We start from the raw sequence: 23,510 nt of genomic DNA on the forward strand, positions 1-23,510 counted from the left end.
TCGCCGGGGCGACCGCCGCGCGGCGATTCGGCAGGAACGAAGGAGTTCGACGGATGCCAGCAGCGACCCCAGCAGACGAGCGGCGAGGCGACGCGCCGGCCCCCGGCACGATCGTCGCGCCGGGACTCGTGGATGCGCACATCCACCCGGACAAGTCGAGCTGGGGCGGCCCGTGGATGTCGCGGAAGCCGGCGGCCTCGCTCGCCGACTTCATCGCGAACGACCTCGCGACGCAGCGCAGCTACACCCGCAGCGTCGAGGAGCGGGCGCACGCCCTCCTCAGCACCGCCCTCGCGAACGGCACGCTCGCGATGCGCGCGCACGTCGACGTCTCCCACGAGCTCGGCACCCGGAACGTCGAGGGCGTCCGGGCCGCCGCCGAGCGGCTCGCCCCCTGGCTCACGGTGCAGATCGTGGCGTTCCCGCAGTTCGGGCTGCTCACGAACCCGGGCACCCTCGAGGCGATGGCGGCCTCGCTCGACGCCGGCGCCGATCTCGTCGGCGGTATCGATCCGCTCGGCCTCGAGGGCGACGTCGCCGGGCATCTCGACGCGGTCTTCGGGCTCGCCGAGCGCGCCGGCCGAGACCTCGACCTCCACCTCCACGACGGCGGCGAGGACGGGCTCGCCCAGATCCGCGAGATCGCCGCGCGCACCGCGGCGGCGGGCATGCAGGGACGGGTCACGGTGAGCCACGCCTTCGCGCTCGCCGACGCCACGCTCCCGAGTCGCGCCGAGACCCTCGACCGCGTCGCCGAAGCCGGACTCTGGGTGACGAGCTGCGCGCTCGGCGACGACCCGGTGCTCGATCCGGCACTGCTCGAGCAGCACGGCGTCGACTACGCCCTCGGCTCCGACGGCGTCCGCGACGCCTGGACGCCCTTCGGTACCGGCAGCATGGTCGACCGCGCCCACCTGTTCGCCTACCGCACCGGTGCGATGACCGACGACGCGCTCGAACGCTGCTACCGTGCCGCCTCCGTCCACGGCGGTCGGCTGCTCGGCATCCCCGAGCTCGCCGAGCCCGTGGCGGCCGGGGCAGCCACCCGGCTCGAGTTCGCCGGCGAGTCCCTCGCCCAGGTGGTCGTCGACCGCCCCGCCCCGATCGCCGTCGTCCGCGACGGCCGGGCCGCCCCCGGACGCTGACCCGCGCCCGCCCCGTCCCAGCCGACCGACCCGCGCCGCCTCGGCGCGACCCCGCCGACCCAGACACACCGACGAAGGAGTTCTCGTGTCCCGACGCCGCACCACCCTCGCCACGGCCGCCATCGCGGCCGCCGCGATCGCCCTCACCGGCTGCACCGCGCAATCGGCCACCGAGGAGGGCGGCCTCTCGGTCGACCTCTCGAACCTGGCCACCACCACCGAGCCGGGCACGCGGCCCGTCGAGCTCGTGAAGTGGAACCTCCCGTACGAGCCCATGTCGCTCGACCCCATGTACACCTTCAACTACGCCGAGAACACGGTCGTCGCGAACCTCTGCGACAGCCTCGTGCGCATGAAGCCCGACCTCACGACCGAACCCGGCCTCGCCGCCGCCGTCGACCAGCCCGACGACACGACGATCGTCTACACCCTCCGCGACGGCGTCGCCTTCTGGGACGGCACCCCGCTCACCGCCGAGGACGTCGTGTACTCGCTGCAGCGGCAGACCGGCGAATCCACCACCAGCTACTTCGCGAGCTACTTCCAGAACGTCGCCTCGATCGAGGCGACCGCGCCGAACCAGGTCACGGTGACGCTCAGCCAGCCCGACGTCCTCTTCACCCAGGCGATGGCCACCGCCGCCGGCGCCATCGTCTCGAAAGCGGCCGCCGAGTCGGCGGGCGATGCGTTCGGCACCCCGAGCGGCGGGCTGCAGTGCACCGGACCGTTCTCGCTGTCGGCCTGGAACTCCGGCAAGAGCATCGAGCTCGCGGCGAACCCGGCCTACTGGGACGCGGCGCTCGTACCGAAGGCCGCCGCGCTCGAGTTCAGCTTCATCGCCGACGAGTCGACCGCCGTGAACGCGCTGCGCACCGGCGACGTCGACGGGCAGTTCTTCTACCTGCCGCCCGCCGGACTCACCCAACTGGAGCACAGCGACGAGGTCACCACCACCTACGGCAAGTCGCTCGTGTTCTGGACGATGACCACGACGAACTTCGACGGCGGACTCGGCGACGAACGGATCCGCCGGGCCCTGTCGCTCGCGATCGACCGGGACGCCCTCACCAAGGTCGTCTTCCAGGGCGCCGGCATCCCCGCGACGACGCTCGCCGGTCCGGACTACTGGGGCTACGAGCGCGACGCGTTCGAGGCGGCGTACGAGGAGTTCTCGGCCGATCCCGACCTCGACGAGGCGAAGGCGCTCGTCGCCGAGGCCGGCACGGTCGCCCCGATCGTCCTCGCCGTCCAGGGCAGCTCCGCGGTGCACGAGCAGACCGCGAACGTGATCCAGGCCGCGGGGCAGGCGATCGGCCTCGACATCCAGACGAAGGTCATCCCCGTCGAGCAGTTCGGCAACCTCTACTTCGACCCGGCCGCGCGCGCGGGCATCGACGGCTTCTTCACGACGAACTACGGCAGCTTCGCCGACGCGCTCGACGTCTACCAGTTCTTCGCGAGCACCGACAGCCACAACTACACCGGCTGGGACCTCGCCGACGAGCCGCTGTTCGCGGCCCGCGCCGAGACCGACGACGCCGCCCGGGCCGAGCAGGTGATCGAGGCGCAGCGGATCATCACCGAGCAGCTGCCGTGGATCCCGCTCGCCTACGAGCCGGTGACGCTCGTGCAGAACGACCGCATCTCGGGCGCCACGGCATCCTTCGCCTACCTCTACGCACCCTGGGCGGCCACGATCGGCGGGGCGGAGTAGCCCGGATGTCCTTCGGCGCCTACCTGGCGAGGCGCACGGGCGGCCTGCTGCTCGTGCTCCTCGTCACCTCCTTCATCGTCTTCGGGCTGCTCTACCTCGCCCCGGGCAGCCCGCTCGCCTTCATCCTCGGACCGCGCGGCGGCACCCCGGAGCAGATCGCCGCCGTCACGGCCCAGTACCACCTGAACGATCCGTTCTTCGTGCGCTACGTCGCCTGGCTCGGCGATCTCCTCCGCGGCGACCTCGGCTACTCGATCGTCTACCGCCAGGACGTCTCGGCGCTGATCGGCGGTCGGATCGGCACGACGCTCGCGCTCGTGTCGATGGCGGCGCTGATCATCGCCGTCGTCGGGATCGCCGCGGGCACCTTCGCGGCCCTCCGCGGCGGCTGGAGCGACCAGCTCACCTCGACGCTCGCCGCCATCGGGCTGTCCACGCCCTCGTTCGTCATCGGCGTCGCCCTGATCAGCGTGTTCGCGGTCGGGCTCGGCTGGTTCCCCACCTTCGGCTCGGGGAGCGGCGGAGTGGACACACTCGTGCACCTCGCGCTGCCGGCCGTCGCGCTGTCGGTCGCGAGCGCCGCCTACCTGGCCCGGATCACCCGGGCATCGGTGCTCGAGGAACGCGGGCGCGAGCACGTGCAGACCGCCACCGTCCGCGGACTGGCACCCGGGCACATCGTGCGGCACCATGTGCTGCGCAACTCGCTCGTGCCGATCGTCACCGTGCTCAGCCTCACGATCGCGACCCTCATCGCCGGCGCCGTGGTCGTCGAGAACGTGTTCGCGCTCGACGGGCTCGGCTCCCTGCTCGTGCGGGCCATCCTGCAACGCGACTTCGCGGTCGTGCAGGCCGTGATCCTCGTGCTCGTGGTCGCGTTCGTCGTCGTGAACGCCGTCGTCGACGTGCTCTACACCTTCATCGACCCGCGCATCGCCCTCGGGAGCCGGAAATGACCACGCCGTCCACCACCAGCCTCGCCGTCGCCCGGGTCGCCCGCGACCGCCGCGGCGCGGGCCTCGCCCGACGCACCCGCGACCGCCTCGGCGTCACCGGCGGCATCGCCGCGGGCATCCTGCTCGTCATCGCGCTCGCCGCAGCCTTCGCGCCCGTCGTCGCGCCGTACGATCCGGACTTCCCGGACCTGCTCGCCTCGCTCTCCGGCCCCTCGCCCGCGCACCTCCTCGGCGCCGACGCGCTCGGCCGCGACATCCTGTCCCGACTGATCTGGGGCGCCAGGATCACGCTCGCCGGCCCCGGACTGGTGATCCTCATCGCCACCGTCGTCGGCACCCTGCTCGCGCTGCTCGCCGCCTGGCGCGGGGGCCGCATCGACACCGCGATCAGCTGGCTGCTCGACGTCCTCTTCGCCGTGCCCGGGATCGTCTTCGGCCTCATCGCCGTGGCCATCTGGGGGCCGAGCCTCATCACGGTGGTGTGCGGCCTCGCGATCGCCTACGTGCCCTACGTCGCCCGCGTCGTGCGCGGCGCCGCACTCCGCGAGCGCAACATGCCCTACGTCTCCGCGGCCTGGCTGCAGGGGCAGTCGGGCACCGGGATCACCTTCACCCAGATCCTGCCGAACGTGCAGCCGATCGTCGTCGCCCAGGCGGTGTCCTCGCTCGGATTCGCGGTGATCGACCTCGCCGCGGTCTCGTTCCTCGGACTCGGCGTGCAGCCGCCGACGGCGGACCTCGGCCTGATGGTGAAGAGCGGCTTCGACTCGGTGCTGCGCGGACAGCCGACCGAGGCGATCGCCGCGGGCACCCTCATCGTCCTCATCGTCTGGTGCGTCACCGTCATCGGCGACCGCCTGACGTCCAGCGCAAGGAGCATGCGATGACCGACCCCCTGCTGCAACTCGCCGACGTCCGTGCGACCCTCCGCCTCCGCGGCGGGACCCAGGACCTCCTGAACGGCGTCAGCCTCTCGATCGGCGCGGGCGAGGCCCTCGGCCTCGTCGGGGAATCGGGCTCCGGCAAGTCGCTCACGACGCGGGCGATCACCCGGATGCTCGATCCCGCGTTCCGGGTCACGGGGGAGATCCGTTTCGAGGGGGCGTCCGTGCCGGCGATGGGCGCGGCGGCGCTCCGCCGCTACCGGCAGCGCGACGTCGGCATGATCTTCCAGGACCCGCGGGCCCACGTGAACCCCGTCCACCGGGTGGGCGACTTCCTGACCGAGTCGCTGGTGCGCGATCGCGGCGTCGACCGCCGTGAGGCCGATCGGCGCGCCGTGGCGCTCCTCGACGAGGTCGGCGTCCGCAATCCGGAGCAACGACTGCGGCAGTACCCGCACGAGCTCTCGGGCGGGCTCCTGCAGCGGGTGATGATCGCGAGCGTCCTCCTCGCCGAGCCGAAGCTGATCCTCGCCGACGAGCCCACCACCGCCCTCGACGTCACCGCGCAGTCCGACGTCATGGCGATCCTCGACGAGCAGCGGCGGGCGCGCGGCCTCGCGCTGCTCTTCATCACCCACGACCTCGAGCTCGCCGCCGCCTGCTGCGACCGGCTCGCGGTCATGTACGCGGGCGAGATCGTCGAGCAGGGGGCGCACGTCTACGACGCGCCGACGCACCCGTACACCATCGAGCTGCTCGGCGCCCGGCCGAGCATCGACGAGCGCGTCGAGCGGCTGCCCGTGCTGCGCTACGACCGGGCGACCCACGAGCTGCTGAAGGCGGAGGCATCATGACGCACGACGAGACGCGAAGGGCGGAGGGGGAGGCCATCGTCGTCGCGGCGGGCCTGCGCAAGGTCTTCCCGGGCCCCCGGAAGGACGAGCCGGTCGTCGCCGTCGACGACGTCTCCTTCGAGCTGCACGCGAACGAGTGCCTCGCGATCGTGGGGGAGTCGGGGTCGGGGAAGACGACGGTCGCGAGGATGCTCGTCGGCCTCGAGACGGTGACCGACGGGCGGCTGAGCGTGCGGGGCGAGTCCCGTGCCGGCGGCGTGCGCCGGCTCGCCGACCGGCGACGCTGGGCGCGGGAGGTGCAGTACGTGTTCCAGGACCCGTACTCCTCCCTCAACGGCCGGCAGCGGATCGGCGACATCGTCGCCACCAGTGTCGGTCTGCACGCGGGAGCGGCCACGACCCGGCGCGAGGTTCGCGCCCGGGCGCTCGACATCCTCGACCGCGTCGGCCTCGGCGAGCGCTTCGCAGAGCAGCATCCGCACCAGCTCTCCGGCGGGCAGCGCCAACGCGTCGCCATCGCCCGGGCGCTCGCCGCCGATCCCGCCGTGATCGTGCTCGACGAGGCCGTCGCGGCGCTCGACGTCTCCATCCAGGCGCAGATCCTCAACCTCCTCGCCGACATCCGCGCCTCGCGCGAGGTCAGCTACCTCTTCATCTCGCACGACCTCGCCGTCGTGAACCAGATCTCCGACCGGATGATCGTGATGGAGCAGGGGCGCGTCGTCGACCAGGGCCGCACCGCCGAGCTCCTCGCCGACCCGGTGCATCCCTACACCCGATCGCTCCGGGCCGCGGTGCCGAGACCCGGCTGGAAGCCCGTGCGGCGCGAGCGGCTGGCCTCGTGACGAGCCGGCGCACCCTCATCACCGCCGAATGGGTGATCGCGCACGGCGAGGCCGGCATGACCGAGATCCGAGACGGCGCGGTCCTCGTCGACGGCGACCGGATCGCGGCCGTCGGCGCGGTGGGCGAACCGGTCTTCGACGTCCCGGTCGATGCACGCGTCGAGCTCGGCCGGAGCGTGCTGCTCCCCGGCCTCATCGATCTCGACGCGCTCGCCGACCTCGACCATCTCCAGCTCGACGCGTGGGGGGATGCCGCGCACGAACGCCGACTCGACTGGTCGGCCGACTACGCGAGGAACCGCAGACGGGAGGTGCTGTCCGCCGAGGACCGGTCCACCATGCGGCGGTACGCCCTCGTGCAGCTCGCCCTCCACGGCATCACGAGCTTCGCCCCCATCGCCTCGGAGGTCCACTCGGCGTGGGCCGAGAGTCACGACGACCTCCTCGACGTCGCCCGCACCGCCTCCGAGCTCGGCCTGCGCTCCTTCCTCGGACCGAGCTACCGCTCCGGCGTGCACGTCACGGACGAGAACGGCCGCCCGGCGATCCACTGGGACGACGAGCTCGGCCGAGCCGGCTTCGCGGCCGCCGTCCGGTTCCTCGACACCGTGGAACGGCTCGGGGACCCGCTCGTCACCGGCATCCTCGCTCCGTGCCGCATCGAGACCGTCCGGGAGGAGCTGCTCCACGAGACGGCGGCGGTCGCCGCCCGGCGGGACGTCCGGGTGCGGGTGCACGCCTTCCAGGACCACGCCGAGCGCGCGCTCGTCGCGGAGGCGAACGGCACGACCCCGCTCGGCCTGATCGCGCGATCGGGACTCCTCGACGAGCGCCTGATCCTCGCGCACGGCGTCTACCTCGACGTGCACCCCGAGGTCGCCGGGGAGGACCGCGGCGACCTCGCGGCGCTCGCCGCGGCGGGGGCGAGCGTCATCCATTGCCCGCTCACGAACGCCAGGTACGCGTTCCTCCTCGAGCGGCTCTCGCAGTACCTCGAGGCCGGGGTGAACGTGGCGCTCGGCACCGACTCCTTCCCGCCCGACCTCGTCCGCGGCATCGACGCGGGGGTGCACCTCGCGAAGGCCCAGCACGGGGACCTCTCCAGGGGCCTGCTCGCGGAGTACGTCGAGGCGGCGACGCTCGGCGGCGCGCGGGCGCTCGGCCGCGACGACCTCGGTCGGATCGAGCGGGGGGCGAGCGCCGATCTCGTCGCCTTCGCGCTCGACGACTTCCGCGCCGGTCCCGTCGACGATCCGCTGCGCGCGCTGATCCTCGCGGGTACCGGGCGCGATGCCCGCTTCAGCATGGTCGCCGGCCGAGCGGTCGTGGTCGACGGGACGATCCCGGGCCTCGATCTCGCGGCGCTGGCGCGCGAGGGTCAGCGCATCTTCGAGGAGCTGCGGGCGGCGTACGCCGAGCGCGACGGCCGTCCGGGCGACGGCCCGCTCTTCCCGGGGACCTTCGGTCGCGTCGAGCGCGCAGGGGAGCCGATCCGACCGGCGTGAGGCCGAGCGATGCTCAGGGACACGCCGCGACGCGACCACGCTGGACATGCGGGCCGCCCTGAGGTTCCATTGAAGACGGGCCCTCGTCCGGGGGGCCGCGCGGGGGACGCGGAACGCACGATCGGGGAGTGCCACGGATGGACCGGAATCTCCGGAATCGAGACTTCGTCGAACGGCGCACGCCGCTCGGAGTCCTCGGCGGCCTCCTCGGCCTCATCTGCGCCTCGGTGGCGGCCGGCGCGCTCGTCGTCGCGGGCATCACCCCCGCGATCGGTCTCGTCGGGGCGACCGCGACGCAGTCGATCGGCATGTTCGAGAATCTCCCTGGCTATCTGGAGATCGACGAGCCGTCGGAGAAGAGCAACATCTACGCCGTCACGGCGGCGGGCGTGCCGAGCCTCATGGCCTCCTTCTACGAGCAGAACCGGGTCGAGGTCGAGTGGAGTCAGGTGAGCCAGTTCGTGAAGGACGCCACCGTCGCCGGCGAGGACCCGCGCTTCTACGACCACGGCGGCGTCGATGTGCAGGGCACGCTCCGGGCCGCGGTGAAGACCGTGAGCGGCGGGAACACCCAGGGCGGGTCGTCGATCGCCCAGCAGTATGTGAAGAACGTGCGCGTGCAGGAGTGCGAGACCGAGTCGGGCGACGCGGCGACCGCCGAGGCCGAGGAGCAGGCCGCAGCGGAAGGACGCGAGCTGACGGCCGACGAGCGCGCTGAGCTGGTGGCCGAGGCGAAGGAGAGCTGCTACGAGAAGGTCACCGAGACGAGCCTCGACCGCAAGCTCAAGGAGGCGCGCTTCGCCATCGGCGTCGAGAAGCGCTACTCGAAGGATCAGATCCTCCTCGCCTACTTGAACATCGCCGGCTTCGGCGGCACGGTGTACGGCATCGAGGCCGCCGCGAACTACTACTACGGCACGACCGCGGCGAAGGTCACCCTGGCGCAGGCCGCCTCGCTCGTCGCGATCGTGAACAACCCGGAGAAGTTCCGCATCGATCAGCCCGACGACGAACGCAACGGCGCGGCGACCGGGTACCAGACCAACACCGACCGGCGGAACTACATCCTCCGCCAGATGCTGCAGCTGAAGAAGATCACGCAGGCGCAGTACGACGAGGCGCTCGCGACCCCCGTGACCCCGAACATCGTCGAGCCCAGCACCGGCTGCCAGACCGCCGGCCCGCACGCCTACTTCTGCGACTACGTGAAGACGATCCTGCAGACCGATCCGACCTTCGGCGAGGACAGCGAGGAGCGCCTCGCGAACTTCCGGCGCGGCGGCTACCAGGTGTACACGACCCTCGACCTCGATCTGCAGGCGGCCGCCATCGCCGCGATGAACGAGAACGTGCCGCAGACCTACCCGGGCTGGGACCTCGGCGGCGTGATCTCGAGCGTCGAGGTGGGCACCGGCCGAGTCCTCGCGATGGTGCAGAACAAGGTCTACAGCCAGGACCCGACCGTCCTCGCCCAGGGCCCGCAGTACACGAGCATCAACTACAACACCGACTACGCCCAGGGCGGGTCGAGCGGATTCCAGCCCGGATCCTCGTACAAGGTCTTCACGCTCGCCCAGTGGCTGAACGAGGGGCACGCGCTCACCGAGCGGGTCGATTCCCGGCCGAAGGCGAACTGGGGGTCGTTCCAGGACAGCTGCGTCGGCGGCTACGGCGACGAAGGCTGGAACCCGAAGAACGACGCCAACGAGTCGGGTGCCAATTACACGGCGCTCGAATCGACGATCGGCTCGATCAACACGGGCTTCGTCGGCATGGCCAAGCAGCTCGACCTCTGCGGCATCCGCAAGACGGCGGAGGCGTTCGGCGTCCATCGCGCCGACGGCGGTGCGCTGCAGCAGTACCCCTCGACCATTCTCGGCACGAACGAGGTCGCCCCGCTCACGATGGCCGTCGCCTATGCGGGCATCGCGAACAACGGCGTCACCTGCTCACCGATCGCCATCGACCGGATCGTGGACCGCAACGGCGACGAAGTCCCGGTGCCGAAGTCGAACTGCCAGGCCTCGGTGGCGCCCGAAGTCGCGGCGGCGATGCACTACGCGATGAACCGCGTCATGACGAGCGGGACCGCGGAAGCCTCGAACCGAGCGGTGCAGCCGTACGTGCCGCTGATCGGCAAGACGGGCACCACGGACGGCAACAAGGACACCTGGATGGTCGGAGCGAGCACGAAGGTCGCCACCGTCGCGGCCGTGGTCAGCGTGAACGGCGACGCGAATCAGCGCGGCATCTACTTCGACAGCGGCCGGGCGGCCGAGGCGAGGCACCGCATGTGGCCCAGGGTGATGTCGGTCGCCGCGTCGAAGTACGGCGGGGGAGAGTTCACCATGGCGGGACCGGGCGCGGTTCGACCGCGAGCCGGTGAGACCCCCGAGCCGGACGGCGGCTAGAAGTCGAGCGTGTCGCCTGGCTCGAGCGGCAGGTACTCGCCGCCGCCCTGCTGCACGGCCCAGGCGAGCCGCCCGTTCGACAGGTCCTTCCCGGCGCGCGAGAGCAGCATCTCGTGCGTGGGGAAGGCCCGGCGCGGGGCGACCCGCTCGACGTAGTCCATCGACTCGCTGAGCTTCATCCAGGGGGCCGCAGCGGGCGCGGCGAGCACGTCCACGGCGACCCCCTCCGGCGTGACGAACGAGTCGCCGCCGTAGTAGAGGGCGTCGTTGACCAGCACGCCGAGGTTGTCGATGACGGGGATCGAAGGGTGGATGACCGCGTGCCGCCCGCCGAAGAACCGGAGCCGGTACGGGCCGAGCTCGCGTTCGTCGCCCGCGGCGACGGTCTCGACGGCGTAGTCCGTCGCGGCGGCGGCGACGCCCGCCGGGCCGAAGATCCTGGCGTCCGGGCTCTGCTCGAGGATGCGGTCGAGCTGCGCGGGGGTCCAGTGGTCGTCGTGCTCGTGCGTGATGACGATCGCGAGCGTGCCCTGGGCCTCGGTGATCGGGGTCGTGAACTTGCCCGGATCGATGAACAGTCGGTCCCCGGAGTCGTCCAGGACCAGGGCGGCGTGCTCGAGCTTCGTGAGGCGCATGCTTCGAGCAAACACCCGCGGTCGCGGGTGCGCAAGCGGGGTCGCGGGCCGGGCCACGGACCGGGCGCGGGCCGGGCCAGGGGCCGGGGTGCGGGCGGTCGTGGGGGAGGGGTCGGCCCCTCGTCGGGCCGCCTTCCGGCCCTCGCCGATCGAGCGTCCCGCTCGATTTGGAATGTGCTCGGAACGTGTGTCATACTCTTCGAGTTGCCGGAAACGGAATGAGATTCCGAGACACGGCCCCATCGTTTAGCGGCCTAGGACGCCGCCCTCTCACGGCGGTAGCGCGGGTTCAAATCCCGCTGGGGTCACGATCGGCAACACGGCAGAAGGCCCCCGCGATTGCGGGGGCCTTCGTCGTTTCCGGGGTCGTCGTTTCCGAGGCCGTCGGTCGCGGAGTCGGGGCGTCCGGAGTCGCTGCTCCCGCGTCGTCCGGAGACGGCGGATGCCCCGGAGCAGCACGGCTCCGGGGCATCCGGTGTTCGCTCCCGCGGTGCTCAGCTCCGCGCGGGGTCGCGACCGTCCTCGTGCGTCGTCGCGGCGACGACCGCCGGCTGCGCCACCTCGGCGCCGGCGATCGGCACCGGCACGCCGTCGTGCGTCTCGCCCGGGTGGCTGCGGTGGTACGACATGCGGTCGATCCACGCGAGCGCGAGGGCGGAGAGGATGAACACGCAGTGGATGATGACCTGCCACATCACGCCCGTGGAAGTGTACTTCTCGCCGTTCTCGACCGCCCCCTGCTCGGTGATCGCACCCACGCCGATGAAGGTCTTCAGCAGGTGGATCGAGGAGATGCCGATGATCGCCATCGCGAGCTTCACCTTGAGCACGTTCGCGTTCACGTGCGAGAGCCACTCGGGCTGGTCGGGGTGCCCGTCGACCTTGATGCGCGACACGAAGGTCTCGTAGCCGCCGATGATGACCATGATGAGCAGGTTCGCGATCATGACGACGTCGATGAGGCCGAGCACGACGAGCATGATCTGCGCCTCGGTGAGCGCGTGCTCGACGTTGAAGACGCCCTCGACGAGGTGCCAGAGCTCCTTCAGGAACACCCACACGTAGATCGCCTGCGCGACGATCAGTCCGAGATACAGCGGGGCCTGCAGCCAGCGGCTGGTGAAGATCAAGAGCCCGACGGCTTTTGACCAGGGGGCGGTGCGGTAGGTGGGCGGCGTCGTCTGGGCGCTCATCGGTCTCCTCGAAATCCGGGGGTACGATTCTACGGCCGCGCGTCCGCTAGACTTCCCGGAGCGAAGGGGAGTATCCCGCGGTGCGCGAGCACCGTGAGCCACGATCGTCAGTACGAACGCCGATGAAGACGTTCCGGGCGTGGCAGCGCAATCGCGCGGAGGAGAGACTTTCGGGTTTCCGTCGTACCCACACTCCCCGAAAGGTCCTCTGTGCTCGAGCTCCCCATCTGGTTCGAAATCGGATCCCTCGTGGTCCTGACCCTGATCCTCATCGCCGACCTGCTGCTCGTCGTGAAGCGCCCCCACGTGCCCTCGTTCAAGGAGTCCACCCTCTGGGTCGTCTTCTACGTCGTGCTCGCGCTGATCTTCGCCGGCCTGATGTTCCTCCTCGGCGACGCCGAGCACGGCGGGCAGTTCCTCGCCGGCTGGCTGACCGAGTACAGCCTCTCGATCGACAACCTGTTCGTCTTCGTCATCATCATGGCCAAGTTCCAGGTGCCGCGGAAACTGCAGCAGGAGGTGCTCATGGTGGGCATCATCCTCGCCCTCGTGCTGCGCGGCATCTTCATCCTGCTGGGCGCCTCGCTCATCGAGAACTTCAGCTGGATCTTCTACCTGTTCGGCGCCTGGCTCGTCTGGACCGCGATCGGGCAGATCCGCGGCGGGCACGACGACGAGGAGCAGAAGGACTCGTTCCTCATCCGGAGCCTCCGCCGCCGGGTGCGCCTCAGCGACGACTACGACGGCGTGAAGCTCCGCACCACGATCGACGGCCAGCGCTTCTTCACCCCGATGCTCATCGTCTTCGTCGCGATCGGCACGACCGACCTGCTGTTCGCGCTCGACTCGATCCCGGCGATCTTCGGCATCACGCAGAGCCCGTTCATCGTCTTCACCGCGAACGTGTTCGCGCTGATGGGGCTCCGCCAGCTCTACTTCCTGCTCGGCGGACTGCTCGAGCGCCTCGAGTACCTGAAGTACGGCATCGCGTTCATCCTCGCGTTCATCGGCGTGAAGCTCGTGCTGCACGCGATGCACGTGAACGAGCTGCCCTTCATCAACGGCGGCCACCCGATCGAGTGGGCGCCGGAGATCTCGACCTGGATGTCGCTCTGCGTCATCCTCGCGGCCATGCTCGTGGCCACGATCGCGAGCCTCGTGAAGGCGCGGATCGACGCGCGCCGCCGCGGCCACACCCTCATGGAAGAGGTGCCGCACTTCACCGAGGACTGATGCCGCGGCACCACCTCGACCGAGCCGAACGGGCCGGGCCGCGCGGCCCGGCCCGTTCCTCTTGGTAGCGTGGTCTCCGGCTCGCCCGCGACCGGCGTGATCGAGCCGGCCAGGGGAGGCGAGCGTGGCGATCGACGACGAGGGGCGCACAGCACTGCCGCACGGCGGGGCGGTGATCGCCCACAGCGCGTCGAGCGACGTCGGCCGGGTGCGGCAGATGAACGAGGACGCGTACCTCGCCGAGGCCCCCGTCTACCTCGTCGCCGACGGCATGGGCGGCCACGCGAAGGGCGATGCCGCGAGCCGGGCCGTGCTGGAGACCTTCCGCAAGCACCTCGAGTTCGGGCGTGCGTCGACGCCGGAGCAGATCCTCGACGCCATCCACTCCTCGAACGACGCCGTCCGCGCTCTGAGCGACGACGGCGAGCTCGGCACCGCCGTCGCGGGGACGACGCTCGCGGGCGTCGCGCTCGTCGACGCGGGCGAGGGGTTGCGCTGGATGGTGTTCAACGTCGGCGACTCGCGCGTGTACAGCTGGGACGGCCGCCGGCTCCGCCAGGTGAGCGTCGATCATTCGGCCGTGCAGGAGCTCGTGGATGCCGGGATCATCCGTCCCGCCGACGCCGAGAAGCACCCCGAGCGGAACGTCATCACGCGCGCCCTCGGCGCCGAGGAGGCGGTGGAGCCCGACGTCTGGCTGCTGCCGACGGAGGGCCGGCAGGTCTTCCTCATCTGCTCCGACGGATTGACCAAGGAGCTCGACGACCACGCGATCGCCGAGGTGCTCGCGACAGGCGGCGGTCATGCGCAGGGACTCGCCGGCGAGCTGATCGACGAGGCGCTCGCACGGGGCGGTCGCGACAACGTCACCGTCGTCGTGGTCGAGGCGGAGACCGGTTCGCACGACGTCGACGAGGAGACGACCCGGGACCGCGCGCCGGACCCCGAGGACACGCTGCCCCGAAAGGGCGGCGCCGCGTGATCCGCTACACGCCCGATTCCGCGGCGAAGACCATCGCCCTCGCACGCGGGGACGCCGCGCTGCTGCTGCCCGCCGCCGCCTGGCGAGCCCACCCGGCGCTCTGGGAGGCGCTCTCCGCAGCCGACCCGGTCGAGGCGGTGCTCGGCGAGCTCGCGCGCGACGGGATCACCGCCCTCCCGGATTTCGCGCTCGTCGTGGCCGTGCCCGGCACGCTGCGAGTGGTCGTCCGGGGCGGGTTCCGGGTTCGCGCGGGGGCCGAGGCGGTCACGGCCGCCGGGGTCTCGACCTGGCACGAGCGCGCGATCGAGACCGACGCCGTGTTCGAAGTGCTCGCGCCGTTCGCCCGCACCGGAGGCGACGACACGGCGCTCCCGCTCGTCGAGGGTGCGGCACCGGCGAGCGCGCTCGCGCGCGGCGAGCTGGACCCCGTCGAGGGCGCGGTCGCGGCCGACGCGTCCGCGGAGCCGACCCCGTCGGAGCCGCCGGCCCTCGCGACGACCGAAGCGGCTGCGCACGAGCGCGCCGACGCCGCGCCCGCGGCGCCCGAGCCGGTGACGCCGGAGCCGGTGACGCCCGAGCCGGTGACGCCGGAGCCGGTGGAAGCGGATGCCTCGGCGGCGACGTCGACGGATCCCGCGCCGGCCGCGCCCGAGCACACCCTCGTGCCGGCCGACGACGAGACCATCGTGATCGGAACGGGGGCCGGGAACGGGCTCGCCCACGGCTCCGGCTCCGCCGCTGCCGACGCCGGAGCGGCCGACCCCGCCCTCGGCGCCGCGGTGACCGGCGATCACGACGGGCTGACGGTCGCGGTCACGAAGCTCCAGCGCCTCCGTCGCGAGCGGGCCTCTGGCCCCCTCGCAGACGAGTCCCGTCCGGCCCCGGAGGCCGGTGCAGGCCAGGCGGATGCCCCGGCGCTGCGTCTCGTGCTGGCCGACGGCCGGGAGGAGCCGCTCACCGGCGAAGTCGTCCTCGGCCGCTCGCCGAGCGCCGGCCGGTCGAGCGGCGCCTCGCTGCCGAAGCTCGTGCAGATCGGCGTCGGCGACCCCGACATCTCGCGCTCGCACCTCCGGCTCGCAGTCGAGGGCGGCACGGTCGTCGTCACCGACCTGCAGTCGCGGAACGGCACCACCGTCATCCAGCCCGATCGCTCGCCGGTGAAGCTCCGTGCCGGCGAGCCCACCCCGGTGCTCGCCGGCACGCTCATCGACCTCGGCGGCGGGTGCACGATCCGCGTGGTGGCCGACTGATGCGCCGCGCGCCGAGCACCCCGCCGGAGCTGCCCGGGTACCAGTACCTCGAGCTGCTCGGATCCGGCGGCTTCGCCGACGTCTTCCTCTACGAGCAGCGGCTGCCGCGACGCCGGGTCGCGGTGAAGGTGCTGATCGCCGACGAGCTCTCCCGCGACACGCGGGCCCAGTTCGTCGCCGAGGCGAACCTCATGGCGCAGCTCTCGGCGCATCCCTACATCGTCACGATCTTCCACGCCGACGTGGCCTCCGACGGCCGGCCCTACTTCGTCATGGAGTACTGCTCCGGGCCGAGCCTCGCGGCCCAGCTGAAGCGCGAGCCGTTCCAGGTGGACGCGGCGCTCCGCACGGGCATCCGGCTCGCGAGCGCGGTCGCGACGGCGCACGCCGCCGGCATCCTGCACCGCGACATCAAGCCCGCCAACGTGCTGACGAACGACTACGGCTGGCCCGCGCTCACCGACTTCGGCATCTCCTCGACGCTCGAGGGCGAGCTGCCGGTGCACACCATGACCTTCCTCGGCGGTGCCGCGGACTCGGGATCGACGGGCACCGCCCAGTCCGCGATCGGCCTGAGCGTGCCCTGGTCGCCGCCGGAGCTCTTCGACGACGACCCGCGACCCGACACCCGGAGCGACGTCTACGCGCTCGCGGCGACGGTGCACACCCTCCTCGCCGGCCGATCGCCGTTCGAGCTCCCCGGACGGCCGAACGGCTCGCTCGATCTCATCGGCCGCATCGAACGCGGTGCGATCACCCCGCTCGACCGCGGCGACGTCCCCGCGAGCCTGCAGTCGGTGCTCCGCCGCGGCATGGCGGTCCGCCGCGAGGAGCGGTACGCGAGCGCCGTGGACTTCGCCCGGGCGCTGCAGCGCGTGGAGCTCGAACTCGGCTACGCGGCGACGGCGATCGAGGTGCCGACGCAGTTGCTCCCCGCCTCCGAGGGCGCGGGGCGTCAGGACAGTGCGGACGACGACGGCGCCGACGCCACGCGCGCGAGGGTCGCGTCGATCCAGGCGCAGCCGGCCCTCCCGGACTCGGATGCCACCCGCGCTCGCGGGCCGGTGACGGTCGCCGCGCAGGCGCCGCCGTCGACCCCGCCCGGCGTCGCCGGAGCGCCGGGTTCCGTCGCGCCGGGCACCGAGGAGCAGACTCTCGTCCGCCCGCGGACCGCACGACCGGCTGCGCCGACGGTGCCGCCGGCGATGCCGTTCCCCGGTGCGGCTCCGCTCGAGGCGGGTGCGGCGGTTCGCCCAGCCCACCCGGATGCGCCGCGGCGCTCGCGACTCGGCCTGGTGATCGGCATCGCGGCGACCCTCGTCGTGCTCGCGGCGGTCGGCATCGCCGTCGCGCTCTCCGGTCAGCTCGTCGCGCCGCCCGAGGCGAGCGCGCCGCCGACGAGCGGCGGCCAGGACGCCATCGCCGGCGCCAGGGTGCCCGCTCCCGTGATCGCCGACGCGGTGGTCTCGTCGGACGGCGCCTCGGTCGCCTTCCCGGTCTCGCACGACGACGCGGAGGATGGGGACCGCTACCGCTGGGAGCTCGCGGACGGCTCCGGCGCGCCGGCGGTGTCCGACGGGCCGAAGATCGTCGTCGAGCCGGTGACGCCGGGACAGAAGGTCTGCATCGACGTCCAGGTGCAGCGGGGGAGCAAGACGAGCGAGATCGTGCGGGGGTGCACATCATGAGGCCGCTGCGAGTGGAGTTCTGCGGGGAGTGGTACACGGTCGAGGAGGGGCAGCCCTTCGGCATCGGCCGCGAGGCCGAGCTGGTGATCGACGAGAACCCCTACCTGCACCGGGTCTTCCTCACCCTCCGGGCCGAGTACGGGCTGTGGTGGCTCGACAACGTCGGGCAGCTGCTGTCGGCGACGGTCTCCGACGCGACCGGCAGCGTGCAGGCGTGGCTCGCCCCGGGCGCTCGGCTGCCGATCGTGTTCCAGACCATGCACGTGATGTTCAGCGCGGGATCGACGGCGTACGACTTCACCGTGCACGCGGAGGACGACTTCTACAACACCTCGCTCACCGCCGAGACCTCGACGGCGGGGACGACGATCATGCCGGTGACGCTCACCCCGAGCCAGCGGCTGCTCGTGCTCGCCCTCGCCGAGCAGGTGCTCGTGCAGCCCGCCGGGCGGGCGACGGTGCCGAGCTCGGCCGAGGCGGCCGAACGGCTCGGCTGGAGCATGACCACGTTCAACCGGAAGCTCGACAACGTCTGCGAGAAGCTCGACAAGATCGGCGTCGACGGGCTCCGCGGTGGCCGCGGCAAGCTCGCGACGAACCGGCGGGCGAGGCTCGTCGAGTACGCGGTGGCGACCCGGCTGGTGAGCGCGGACGAGCTCCCGCTCCTCGACCGGGCGCGCGAGGAGTCGGACGAGGCGCGCGCCGCCGAGGCCTGAGCACGAGGTGCACGAGCCCGGATGGGGAGTTCTCCCCGTTTGGGGGGTGCCTGCCCGCGTGTTAGGTTGATGCGCGGCCCGGCACGCCCTCACCCGAGGCGTCCGGGCCTCGACGACGACCCGACGACGGCACCGAGGGGGGAGCGCCATGGGGTTCTTCGGCGCCCGCCGCCGTACCATCGCCTCGGTCACCGCGCTCGCGGTGCTCGCCGGGGTGCCGATCGGCTTCGCCGTGCTCCACCAGGGCTTCCCCGTCACCGATCCCGACCTCCGCGTCCGCGAGGTCTGGGTGACGAACGCCGAGGAGCTGCAGCTCGGTCGGCTCAACCGGCAGATCGATGAGCTGGATGCCGCGGTCGCGACCGCGGCGAGCGAGACCGACGTGTTCCAGCACGGCGAGGACGCCTTCGCCTACGACCCCTCGGTCGGTTCGATCGAACGGGTCGATCCGGCGTTCACGACGCTCGTCGAGCGGATCGACGTGCCGCCGGCCTCCGCCGTCGCCTACGGCGGCGACGTGCTCGCCGTCCTGTCGCCGAAGGGCGAGCTGTGGACGGTGCCCGCCGGCGGCTCGCTCGCCTTCGACTGGCGCGGGACGGAGCCGCTCGCGGAGCTCGGCTCCGGTGCCGAGGTGGCCGTGAGCGAACGGGGCACCGTGTTCGCGAGCGACCCGAAGTCGGGGGAGCTGCTCACCTTCGAACGCGGCTCCGACACCCCCGCGGTCCGCGAGGTCGGGAAGCTCGGCGAGCACGAGCTCGCGGTCATCGGCGACCGTCCCGTCGCACTCGACCGCGACGCCGACGTGCTGATCGTCGACGATCGGCGGATCGAACTCCCCGAGGGCGCGCTGCGCCTCCAGCAGTCGGGCCCCGAGGCATCCGAGGCCGTCATCGCCACCGGCGATGCGCTGCTCTTCGTCCCGCTCGGCGGCGGCGAGGTGCGCGAGGTCCCGCGCGAGGGCGCCGGTGCGAGCGAGAAGGCGTCGAGCGTCGCCGCGCCCGTGCGCGTGGGCGGCTGCGTCCACGGGGCGTGGGCCGAGTCCGGCCGCTACCTCGCGGTGTGCGACGGCGAGGAGCCCAGGGGCGTCGCTCTCGAGCAGTCCACCGCCGGCGGCCGGCTCGAGTTCCGCGTGAACCGCGACGTGGTCGTCCTGAACAACCTCGCGAACGGCGACGCCTGGCTCCTCGACTCCGAGCTCCGACTCGTCGACAACTGGGAGGAGGTGACACCGCCCGAGGAGACCGACGAGCTCGAGGGCGATGAGAAGAGCGCCCAGCAGACCTTCGAGGACACCCTCGCCGAGCGCACGGAGCAGAACCGCCCGCCCGTGGCGCGCGACGACGAGTTCGGCGTCCGACCGGGGCGCACCACGATCGTCGACGTGCTCGCGAACGACACCGACCCCGACGGCGACGTGCTCACCATCGCCCGGACGAGCGAGATCGCCGATGCCGCCGGGCGCCTCGACGTGATCGACGGCGGCCGCGCGCTCCAGTTCACCCCGGCCGACGGCGCCGCCGGCACCGTGAGCTTCCGCTACACGGCCGACGACGGGCGCGGCGGCGTGGCCGAGGCGAGCGTGAACCTCCGAGTGGTCCCCGAGAGCGAGAACGCGCCCCCCGTGGCGATGCGGAACGGTGCGACGAGCGTCGAGCAGGGCCAGCAGATCTCCTACAACCTGCTCGCCGACTGGCGGGACCCCGACGGCGACGACCTGTTCCTCGTCGACGCCTCGCCCACGAGCGGCGACCTGGTGCGGTCGAGCCCCGACGGCTTCGTGACGTTCGAGCACAAGTCGGCGGAGCTCGGGTTGAAGGAGGTCTCCTACACGGTCTCCGACGGGCAGAGCTCCGCGACCGGCACCCTCACCGTCGACGTCAAGCCCGCCGGCTCGCTCAACCCGATCGGCACCCCCGACTTCGCCCAGGCGTTCGTCGGCGAGAACGTGCTGATCGAGCCGCTCGCGAACGACCTCTCGCCGTCGGGCGCCCCCGTCGAGCTCCTCGGCGTCCCCGAGCCGCCCGAGGGGGCGACGATCACCCCGAACCCGGAGCGCGGCACGATCGCCTTCTCGAGCAACACGCCGGGGGAGTACGTCTTCCTCTACGACCTCGGCGCCGGGGCGAACGTCAGCGTAGGACTCGTCCGCGTCCAGGTCGTCGAGCCGCCGGCCGACGCCCCGCCGCCGATCGCGGTGAAGGACACGGCGTACCTGCGCCCGGGCGAGCCCACCTCGGTGTCGGTGCTCGCGAACGACGTCTCGCCGTCCGGCCGCGTGCTCGCGGTGCAGTCGATCGACGACACGGGCACCGACGGCCTCGTCTCGGTCGAACTCATCACGAACACCGTCGCCCGGGTGAGCGCGTCCGAGGCCCTCGATCGGCAGCTCCAGTTCTCGTACGTCGTCTCCGACGGCGTGAACACGGCGACCTCGACCGTGACCGTCGTGCCGGTCCCGCCGCTCGTGAAGCACCAGCCGCCGGTCGCGCTCGACGACGCCGCCGTGGTGCGCGCCGGCGACATCGTCACCGTTCCGGTGCTCGAGAACGACTTCCATCCGGACGGCGCCGCGATGCGGCTCGATCCCGAGCTCGATCTCAGCGACGCCCCGGGCGCGCTGGCGTTCACCGACGGCGAGACGGTGCGTTTCCAGGCGCCCGAGCAGGCCGGCGTCCAGACCGTCGTCTACACCCTGCTCGACGACTACGAGCAGGTGGCGCGCGCGACGGTGACCTTCACCGTCATCGGCCGCGACGCCGAGAACCGCGCCCCGCTGCCGACCCCGCTCACCTCCCGCACCTTCGCCGGCTCCTCGGTCAAGATCGACGTCCCGCTCGACGGCATCGACCCCGACGGCGACTCGGTCGTGCTCACGGGGATCGATCAGGCGCCCGCGCTCGGCCGGATCCTCGAACGCACGAGCACCTCCTTCACGTACGAGGCGTTCGCCGGGGGGAGCGGCACCGACGAGTTCCGCTACGTGCTGCGGGACACGCAGGGCGAGGAGGCCGTCGGCACGATCCGCATCGGCGTCATCCCGCGCGCGGAGGTGCAGGCGCCGCCGACCGCGGTCGACGACGCGATCGAGATGAAGCCGGGCCGCACGGTGGGCGTCGACGTGCTGCTGAACGACTCCGACCCGAACGGCTACAGCCTGCACGTCGCCGAGCTCCCCGAGATCGACGAGGGCATCGAGGCGGAGATCCGCGACCGGCGCCGGGTCGTCGTCACCGCCCCGGAGGGCGAGGGCGCGTACACGATCCGCTACGCCATCTCGAACGGCCACGGCGGCACCGACACCGCGTTCCTGCAGCTCGCGGTGAGCGAGGACGCCGTGATCGACCCGCCGACGGCGGAGGACCAGGTGCTCGAGCCGGAGCGGCTCGTCGCGGGCGAGGACGCCGTCGTCGATCCGCTGAAGGATGCGACGAACCCGGGCGGCCTCGTCGAGGACCTCGTGGTGACGCTCGAGGGGCCGAACGCCGACCGGGCCGAGGTCGCCGCCGACGGCACGATCTCCGTCCGCCCGGCGCAGGAGCGCTACGCGGTGGCGTTCCGGTTGACGAACGAGCTCGACGAACTCTCGGCGATGGCGTTCGTGGTGGTGCCGCCGGTGCCGGACGGCGACGCCGTGCCCGAGGAGACGCAGCGCCCGAAGACCCCCGAGGAGATCGCGGCCGAGGAGCGGGCGAAGTTCCCCGCCCCCTATCTGAAGAACCTCGGCGAGATCGTCGTGCCGATGAACGGCAGCATCGAGTGGACCGTGGGCGAGCTCGTCGAGGTGCCGTCCGGGCAGCCGGCGACCGTGCTCTCCGCATCGGCGACGAACTCGCGCTCCGACGTCATGGTGAGCGGCACCGCGCTCCAGTTCGAGCCGGCGACCGACTACCGCGGCCCGGCGACCGTCACCTTCGAGGTGACCGACGGGAAGGGCGCGGACGACCCCGTCGGGCGCCGGGCCATCCTGAGCTTCCCGGTCACGGTCGGCGACCCGGGGTTCAACGACGTCGCGCCGACCTTCACGCCGCGCAGCGAGACGATCGAGGCCGGCGAGGCGCCGCTCGAGATCGACCTGCGTCAGCTGACCGACCAGCCGAACCCCGACAACATCGCGAAGGTGAGCTACACCGGCCTCAGCGGGCAGACGGAGGAGGTGCAGGCGGAGATCGTCGACGGCTCGATCCTGCGGGTGCAGTCGCCGCTCGGCGTGCAGCCGGGCGTGTCCGCGCGGCTGTCCTTCCAGCTCGGCTTCAACGAGTTCACGGTGCCCGGCTACGTCGACGTCCAGGTCGTCTCCTCGACGCGGGCGAAGCCGCGGGCCGTCGCCGATCCGAGCACGGGCGAGATCGAGGTGAAGCGCGGCGGCTCCGCGACGGTGCCGGTGCTCGAGAACGACTTCAACCCCTTCGCGCAGGACGGCGTGCCGCTCCGCGTCGTCGGCGCCGAGGTCGTGAGCGTCGGCGCGAACGCGACCGCGAGCTTCACCGCCGAGGACGTCACCGTGAACACCGGCTCGGCCTTCGTCGGGACGGTGACGGTGAACTACCGCATCGAGGACGGCACGAAGGACCCCGCCCGGCAGGCGCAGGGGCAGGTGACGGTCGTCGTGCGCGACGCGCCCGACGCGCCGGGTGCCCCGGAGATCACCGGCAGCGGCAGCAACACGGTGTCGCTGAAGTGGAACGCGCCGGCGAACAACAACGCCGCCATCACCGGGTACGAGGTGACCTGGCCGGGCGGCGGGTTGCAGGGCTTCGGCGCGGATGCCGCGGGCACCACGGTCTCCATCGGCGGCCTCGTCAACGGGCGGGCCTACACCTTCAAGGTGCGCGCCATCAACAAGATGGGCACCGGGGCCGACTCCGAGGCATCCCGCTCGGTGACGCCGTGGGGCACGCCGAGCGCGCCGCGGAACGTCAACGTCTCCGCCGACGGCAACGCCACGACCACGGTCCGGGCGAGCTGGGACGCGCCGTCGGAGGACGGCGGCGGTTCCCTCCGGTACCAGGTGCGTTACGACGGCGGCGGCTGGCAGGACGTCTCGGGCCGCTCCGCCGCCTTCGGCGGACAGGGCGCAGGCACCCACACCGTCGAGGTGCGCGCGGTGAACGGCGGCAACAACGCGGGACCGGGCGCGTCGGGCCGGGTGACGGTGAACAACCCGCCGCCGCCCTCGCCGAGCGCCTCCGTGTACAAGGGCGGCGACAGCGGCTGCTGCCGCTACGTCGCGGCGAGGTACTCCGACTTCACGCCGGGCTCGTACACCGTGACCGTCGAGTACCAGCACTGGAGCACGAGCGCCGGCTGGACCTCGATGTCGCCCCAGCGCATCACCCTCGGCAGCGGCGGCAGCTTCCAGACGCTGAGCTACCTGGGCGAGGTGAACCCCGCCGAGTTCCCGGGCGTGCGCATCCGATTCCAGGGGCCGGGCGGCACCTTCTACAGCGGCGTCGCGAACTGGGGCGCGCTCTGATGATTTCCACCGTGGAGGAACGAACG

16 protein-coding genes and 1 tRNA gene are annotated in these 23,510 nt (G+C 72.1%); 15 read left to right on the forward strand and 2 right to left on the reverse strand.

From position 1 onward, the window contains the following. Positions 1 to 53: 53 nt before the first annotated feature. The 8 genes from ROT00_RS01360 (at position 54) to ROT00_RS01395 (ending at position 10,314) form a co-directional block, all read left to right on the forward strand. Positions 54 to 1,145: an amidohydrolase family protein gene (locus tag ROT00_RS01360; protein WP_404771761.1), complete on the forward strand. Its 1,092-nt coding sequence runs from the start codon at positions 54 to 56 to the stop codon at positions 1,143 to 1,145. A gap of 85 nt (positions 1,146 to 1,230) precedes the next feature. After that, the gene (locus ROT00_RS01365; protein ID WP_404771762.1) at positions 1,231 to 2,859 is read left to right on the forward strand and encodes an ABC transporter substrate-binding protein; all 1,629 of its coding nucleotides are present in this window, start codon (positions 1,231 to 1,233) and stop codon (positions 2,857 to 2,859) included. Between the two features lie 5 nt (positions 2,860 to 2,864). Continuing rightward, a complete protein-coding gene (locus ROT00_RS01370) occupies positions 2,865 to 3,815 on the forward strand; it encodes an ABC transporter permease (RefSeq protein ID WP_404771764.1) in 951 nt (316 codons plus the stop codon). Continuing rightward, positions 3,812 to 4,702, forward strand: coding sequence for an ABC transporter permease (locus ROT00_RS01375; protein ID WP_404771766.1), 891 nt, complete (start codon positions 3,812 to 3,814; stop codon positions 4,700 to 4,702). Before ROT00_RS01370 ends, ROT00_RS01375 begins: the two co-directional genes overlap by 4 nt. Beyond that, positions 4,699 to 5,553 carry an ABC transporter ATP-binding protein gene (locus tag ROT00_RS01380; RefSeq protein WP_404771767.1) on the forward strand — a complete coding sequence of 285 codons (855 nt, stop codon included), beginning with the start codon at positions 4,699 to 4,701 and terminating at the stop codon, positions 5,551 to 5,553. The genes ROT00_RS01375 and ROT00_RS01380 overlap by 4 nt, the downstream gene beginning before the upstream one ends. Further along, positions 5,550 to 6,398 (forward strand): ABC transporter ATP-binding protein, encoded by an 849-nt coding sequence (locus tag ROT00_RS01385; protein ID WP_404771769.1) that lies wholly within the window; start codon positions 5,550 to 5,552, stop codon positions 6,396 to 6,398. The genes ROT00_RS01380 and ROT00_RS01385 overlap by 4 nt, the downstream gene beginning before the upstream one ends. Beyond that, the gene (locus ROT00_RS01390) at positions 6,395 to 7,903 is read left to right on the forward strand and encodes a chlorohydrolase family protein (RefSeq protein ID WP_404771771.1); all 1,509 of its coding nucleotides are present in this window, start codon (positions 6,395 to 6,397) and stop codon (positions 7,901 to 7,903) included. Before ROT00_RS01385 ends, ROT00_RS01390 begins: the two co-directional genes overlap by 4 nt. Before the next feature lie 137 nt (positions 7,904 to 8,040). Continuing rightward, positions 8,041 to 10,314 carry a transglycosylase domain-containing protein gene (locus ROT00_RS01395; protein WP_404771772.1) on the forward strand — a complete coding sequence of 758 codons (2,274 nt, stop codon included), beginning with the start codon at positions 8,041 to 8,043 and terminating at the stop codon, positions 10,312 to 10,314. On the opposite strand, the gene ROT00_RS01400 is transcribed toward ROT00_RS01395, so the two are convergent. After that, a complete protein-coding gene (locus ROT00_RS01400; protein ID WP_404771774.1) occupies positions 10,311 to 10,949 on the reverse strand; it encodes an MBL fold metallo-hydrolase in 639 nt (212 codons plus the stop codon). The two genes, ROT00_RS01395 and ROT00_RS01400, sit on opposite strands and share 4 nt — an antisense overlap. A 235-nt stretch (positions 10,950 to 11,184) precedes the next feature. Between ROT00_RS01400 and ROT00_RS01405 the strand changes: the two genes are divergently transcribed. After that, positions 11,185 to 11,257 (forward strand) — tRNA-Glu (locus ROT00_RS01405). Positions 11,258 to 11,443: 186 nt separating this feature from the next. On the opposite strand, the gene ROT00_RS01410 is transcribed toward ROT00_RS01405, so the two are convergent. After that, positions 11,444 to 12,142: a TIGR00645 family protein gene (locus ROT00_RS01410; protein ID WP_404771776.1), complete on the reverse strand. Its 699-nt coding sequence runs from the start codon at positions 12,140 to 12,142 to the stop codon at positions 11,444 to 11,446. Positions 12,143 to 12,352: 210 nt separating this feature from the next. Here ROT00_RS01410 and ROT00_RS01415 point away from each other — a divergent pair, with 210 nt between their 5' ends. The 6 genes from ROT00_RS01415 (at position 12,353) to ROT00_RS01440 (ending at position 23,484) form a co-directional block, all read left to right on the forward strand. Further along, a complete protein-coding gene (locus ROT00_RS01415) occupies positions 12,353 to 13,375 on the forward strand; it encodes a TerC/Alx family metal homeostasis membrane protein (protein WP_404771778.1) in 1,023 nt (340 codons plus the stop codon). Between the two features lie 124 nt (positions 13,376 to 13,499). Further along, a complete protein-coding gene (locus ROT00_RS01420) occupies positions 13,500 to 14,357 on the forward strand; it encodes a PP2C family protein-serine/threonine phosphatase (RefSeq protein ID WP_404771780.1) in 858 nt (285 codons plus the stop codon). Continuing rightward, on the forward strand, positions 14,354 to 15,607 hold the full coding sequence (locus ROT00_RS01425) for an FHA domain-containing protein (RefSeq protein WP_404771782.1): 1,254 nt from the start codon (positions 14,354 to 14,356) through the stop codon (positions 15,605 to 15,607). Before ROT00_RS01420 ends, ROT00_RS01425 begins: the two co-directional genes overlap by 4 nt. Then, positions 15,607 to 17,295, forward strand: coding sequence for a serine/threonine-protein kinase (locus ROT00_RS01430; protein WP_404771784.1), 1,689 nt, complete (start codon positions 15,607 to 15,609; stop codon positions 17,293 to 17,295). Before ROT00_RS01425 ends, ROT00_RS01430 begins: the two co-directional genes overlap by 1 nt. Beyond that, positions 17,292 to 18,011: a hypothetical protein gene (locus ROT00_RS01435; protein ID WP_404771786.1), complete on the forward strand. Its 720-nt coding sequence runs from the start codon at positions 17,292 to 17,294 to the stop codon at positions 18,009 to 18,011. The genes ROT00_RS01430 and ROT00_RS01435 overlap by 4 nt, the downstream gene beginning before the upstream one ends. A 148-nt stretch (positions 18,012 to 18,159) precedes the next feature. After that, positions 18,160 to 23,484, forward strand: coding sequence for an Ig-like domain-containing protein (locus ROT00_RS01440; protein ID WP_404771787.1), 5,325 nt, complete (start codon positions 18,160 to 18,162; stop codon positions 23,482 to 23,484). Positions 23,485 to 23,510 lie beyond the last annotated feature (26 nt).

Source organism: Agromyces mediolanus, from assembly GCF_044917495.1.
Lineage (GTDB): Bacteria > Actinomycetota > Actinomycetes > Actinomycetales > Microbacteriaceae > Agromyces > Agromyces mediolanus_B.

Coding starts and splice junctions, on each gene's coding strand:
- ROT00_RS01400 (WP_404771774.1), bottom strand. CDS start 10,949: ATGCGCCTCACGAAGCTCGAGCACGCCGCCCTGGTCCTGGACGACTCC.
- ROT00_RS01375 (WP_404771766.1), top strand. CDS start 3,812: ATGACCACGCCGTCCACCACCAGCCTCGCCGTCGCCCGGGTCGCCCGC.
- ROT00_RS01385 (WP_404771769.1), top strand. CDS start 5,550: ATGACGCACGACGAGACGCGAAGGGCGGAGGGGGAGGCCATCGTCGTC.
- ROT00_RS01435 (WP_404771786.1), top strand. CDS start 17,292: ATGAGGCCGCTGCGAGTGGAGTTCTGCGGGGAGTGGTACACGGTCGAG.
- ROT00_RS01430 (WP_404771784.1), top strand. CDS start 15,607: ATGCGCCGCGCGCCGAGCACCCCGCCGGAGCTGCCCGGGTACCAGTAC.
- ROT00_RS01395 (WP_404771772.1), top strand. CDS start 8,041: ATGGACCGGAATCTCCGGAATCGAGACTTCGTCGAACGGCGCACGCCG.
- ROT00_RS01410 (WP_404771776.1), bottom strand. CDS start 12,142: ATGAGCGCCCAGACGACGCCGCCCACCTACCGCACCGCCCCCTGGTCA.
- ROT00_RS01380 (WP_404771767.1), top strand. CDS start 4,699: ATGACCGACCCCCTGCTGCAACTCGCCGACGTCCGTGCGACCCTCCGC.
- ROT00_RS01360 (WP_404771761.1), top strand. CDS start 54: ATGCCAGCAGCGACCCCAGCAGACGAGCGGCGAGGCGACGCGCCGGCC.
- ROT00_RS01440 (WP_404771787.1), top strand. CDS start 18,160: ATGGGGTTCTTCGGCGCCCGCCGCCGTACCATCGCCTCGGTCACCGCG.
- ROT00_RS01370 (WP_404771764.1), top strand. CDS start 2,865: ATGTCCTTCGGCGCCTACCTGGCGAGGCGCACGGGCGGCCTGCTGCTC.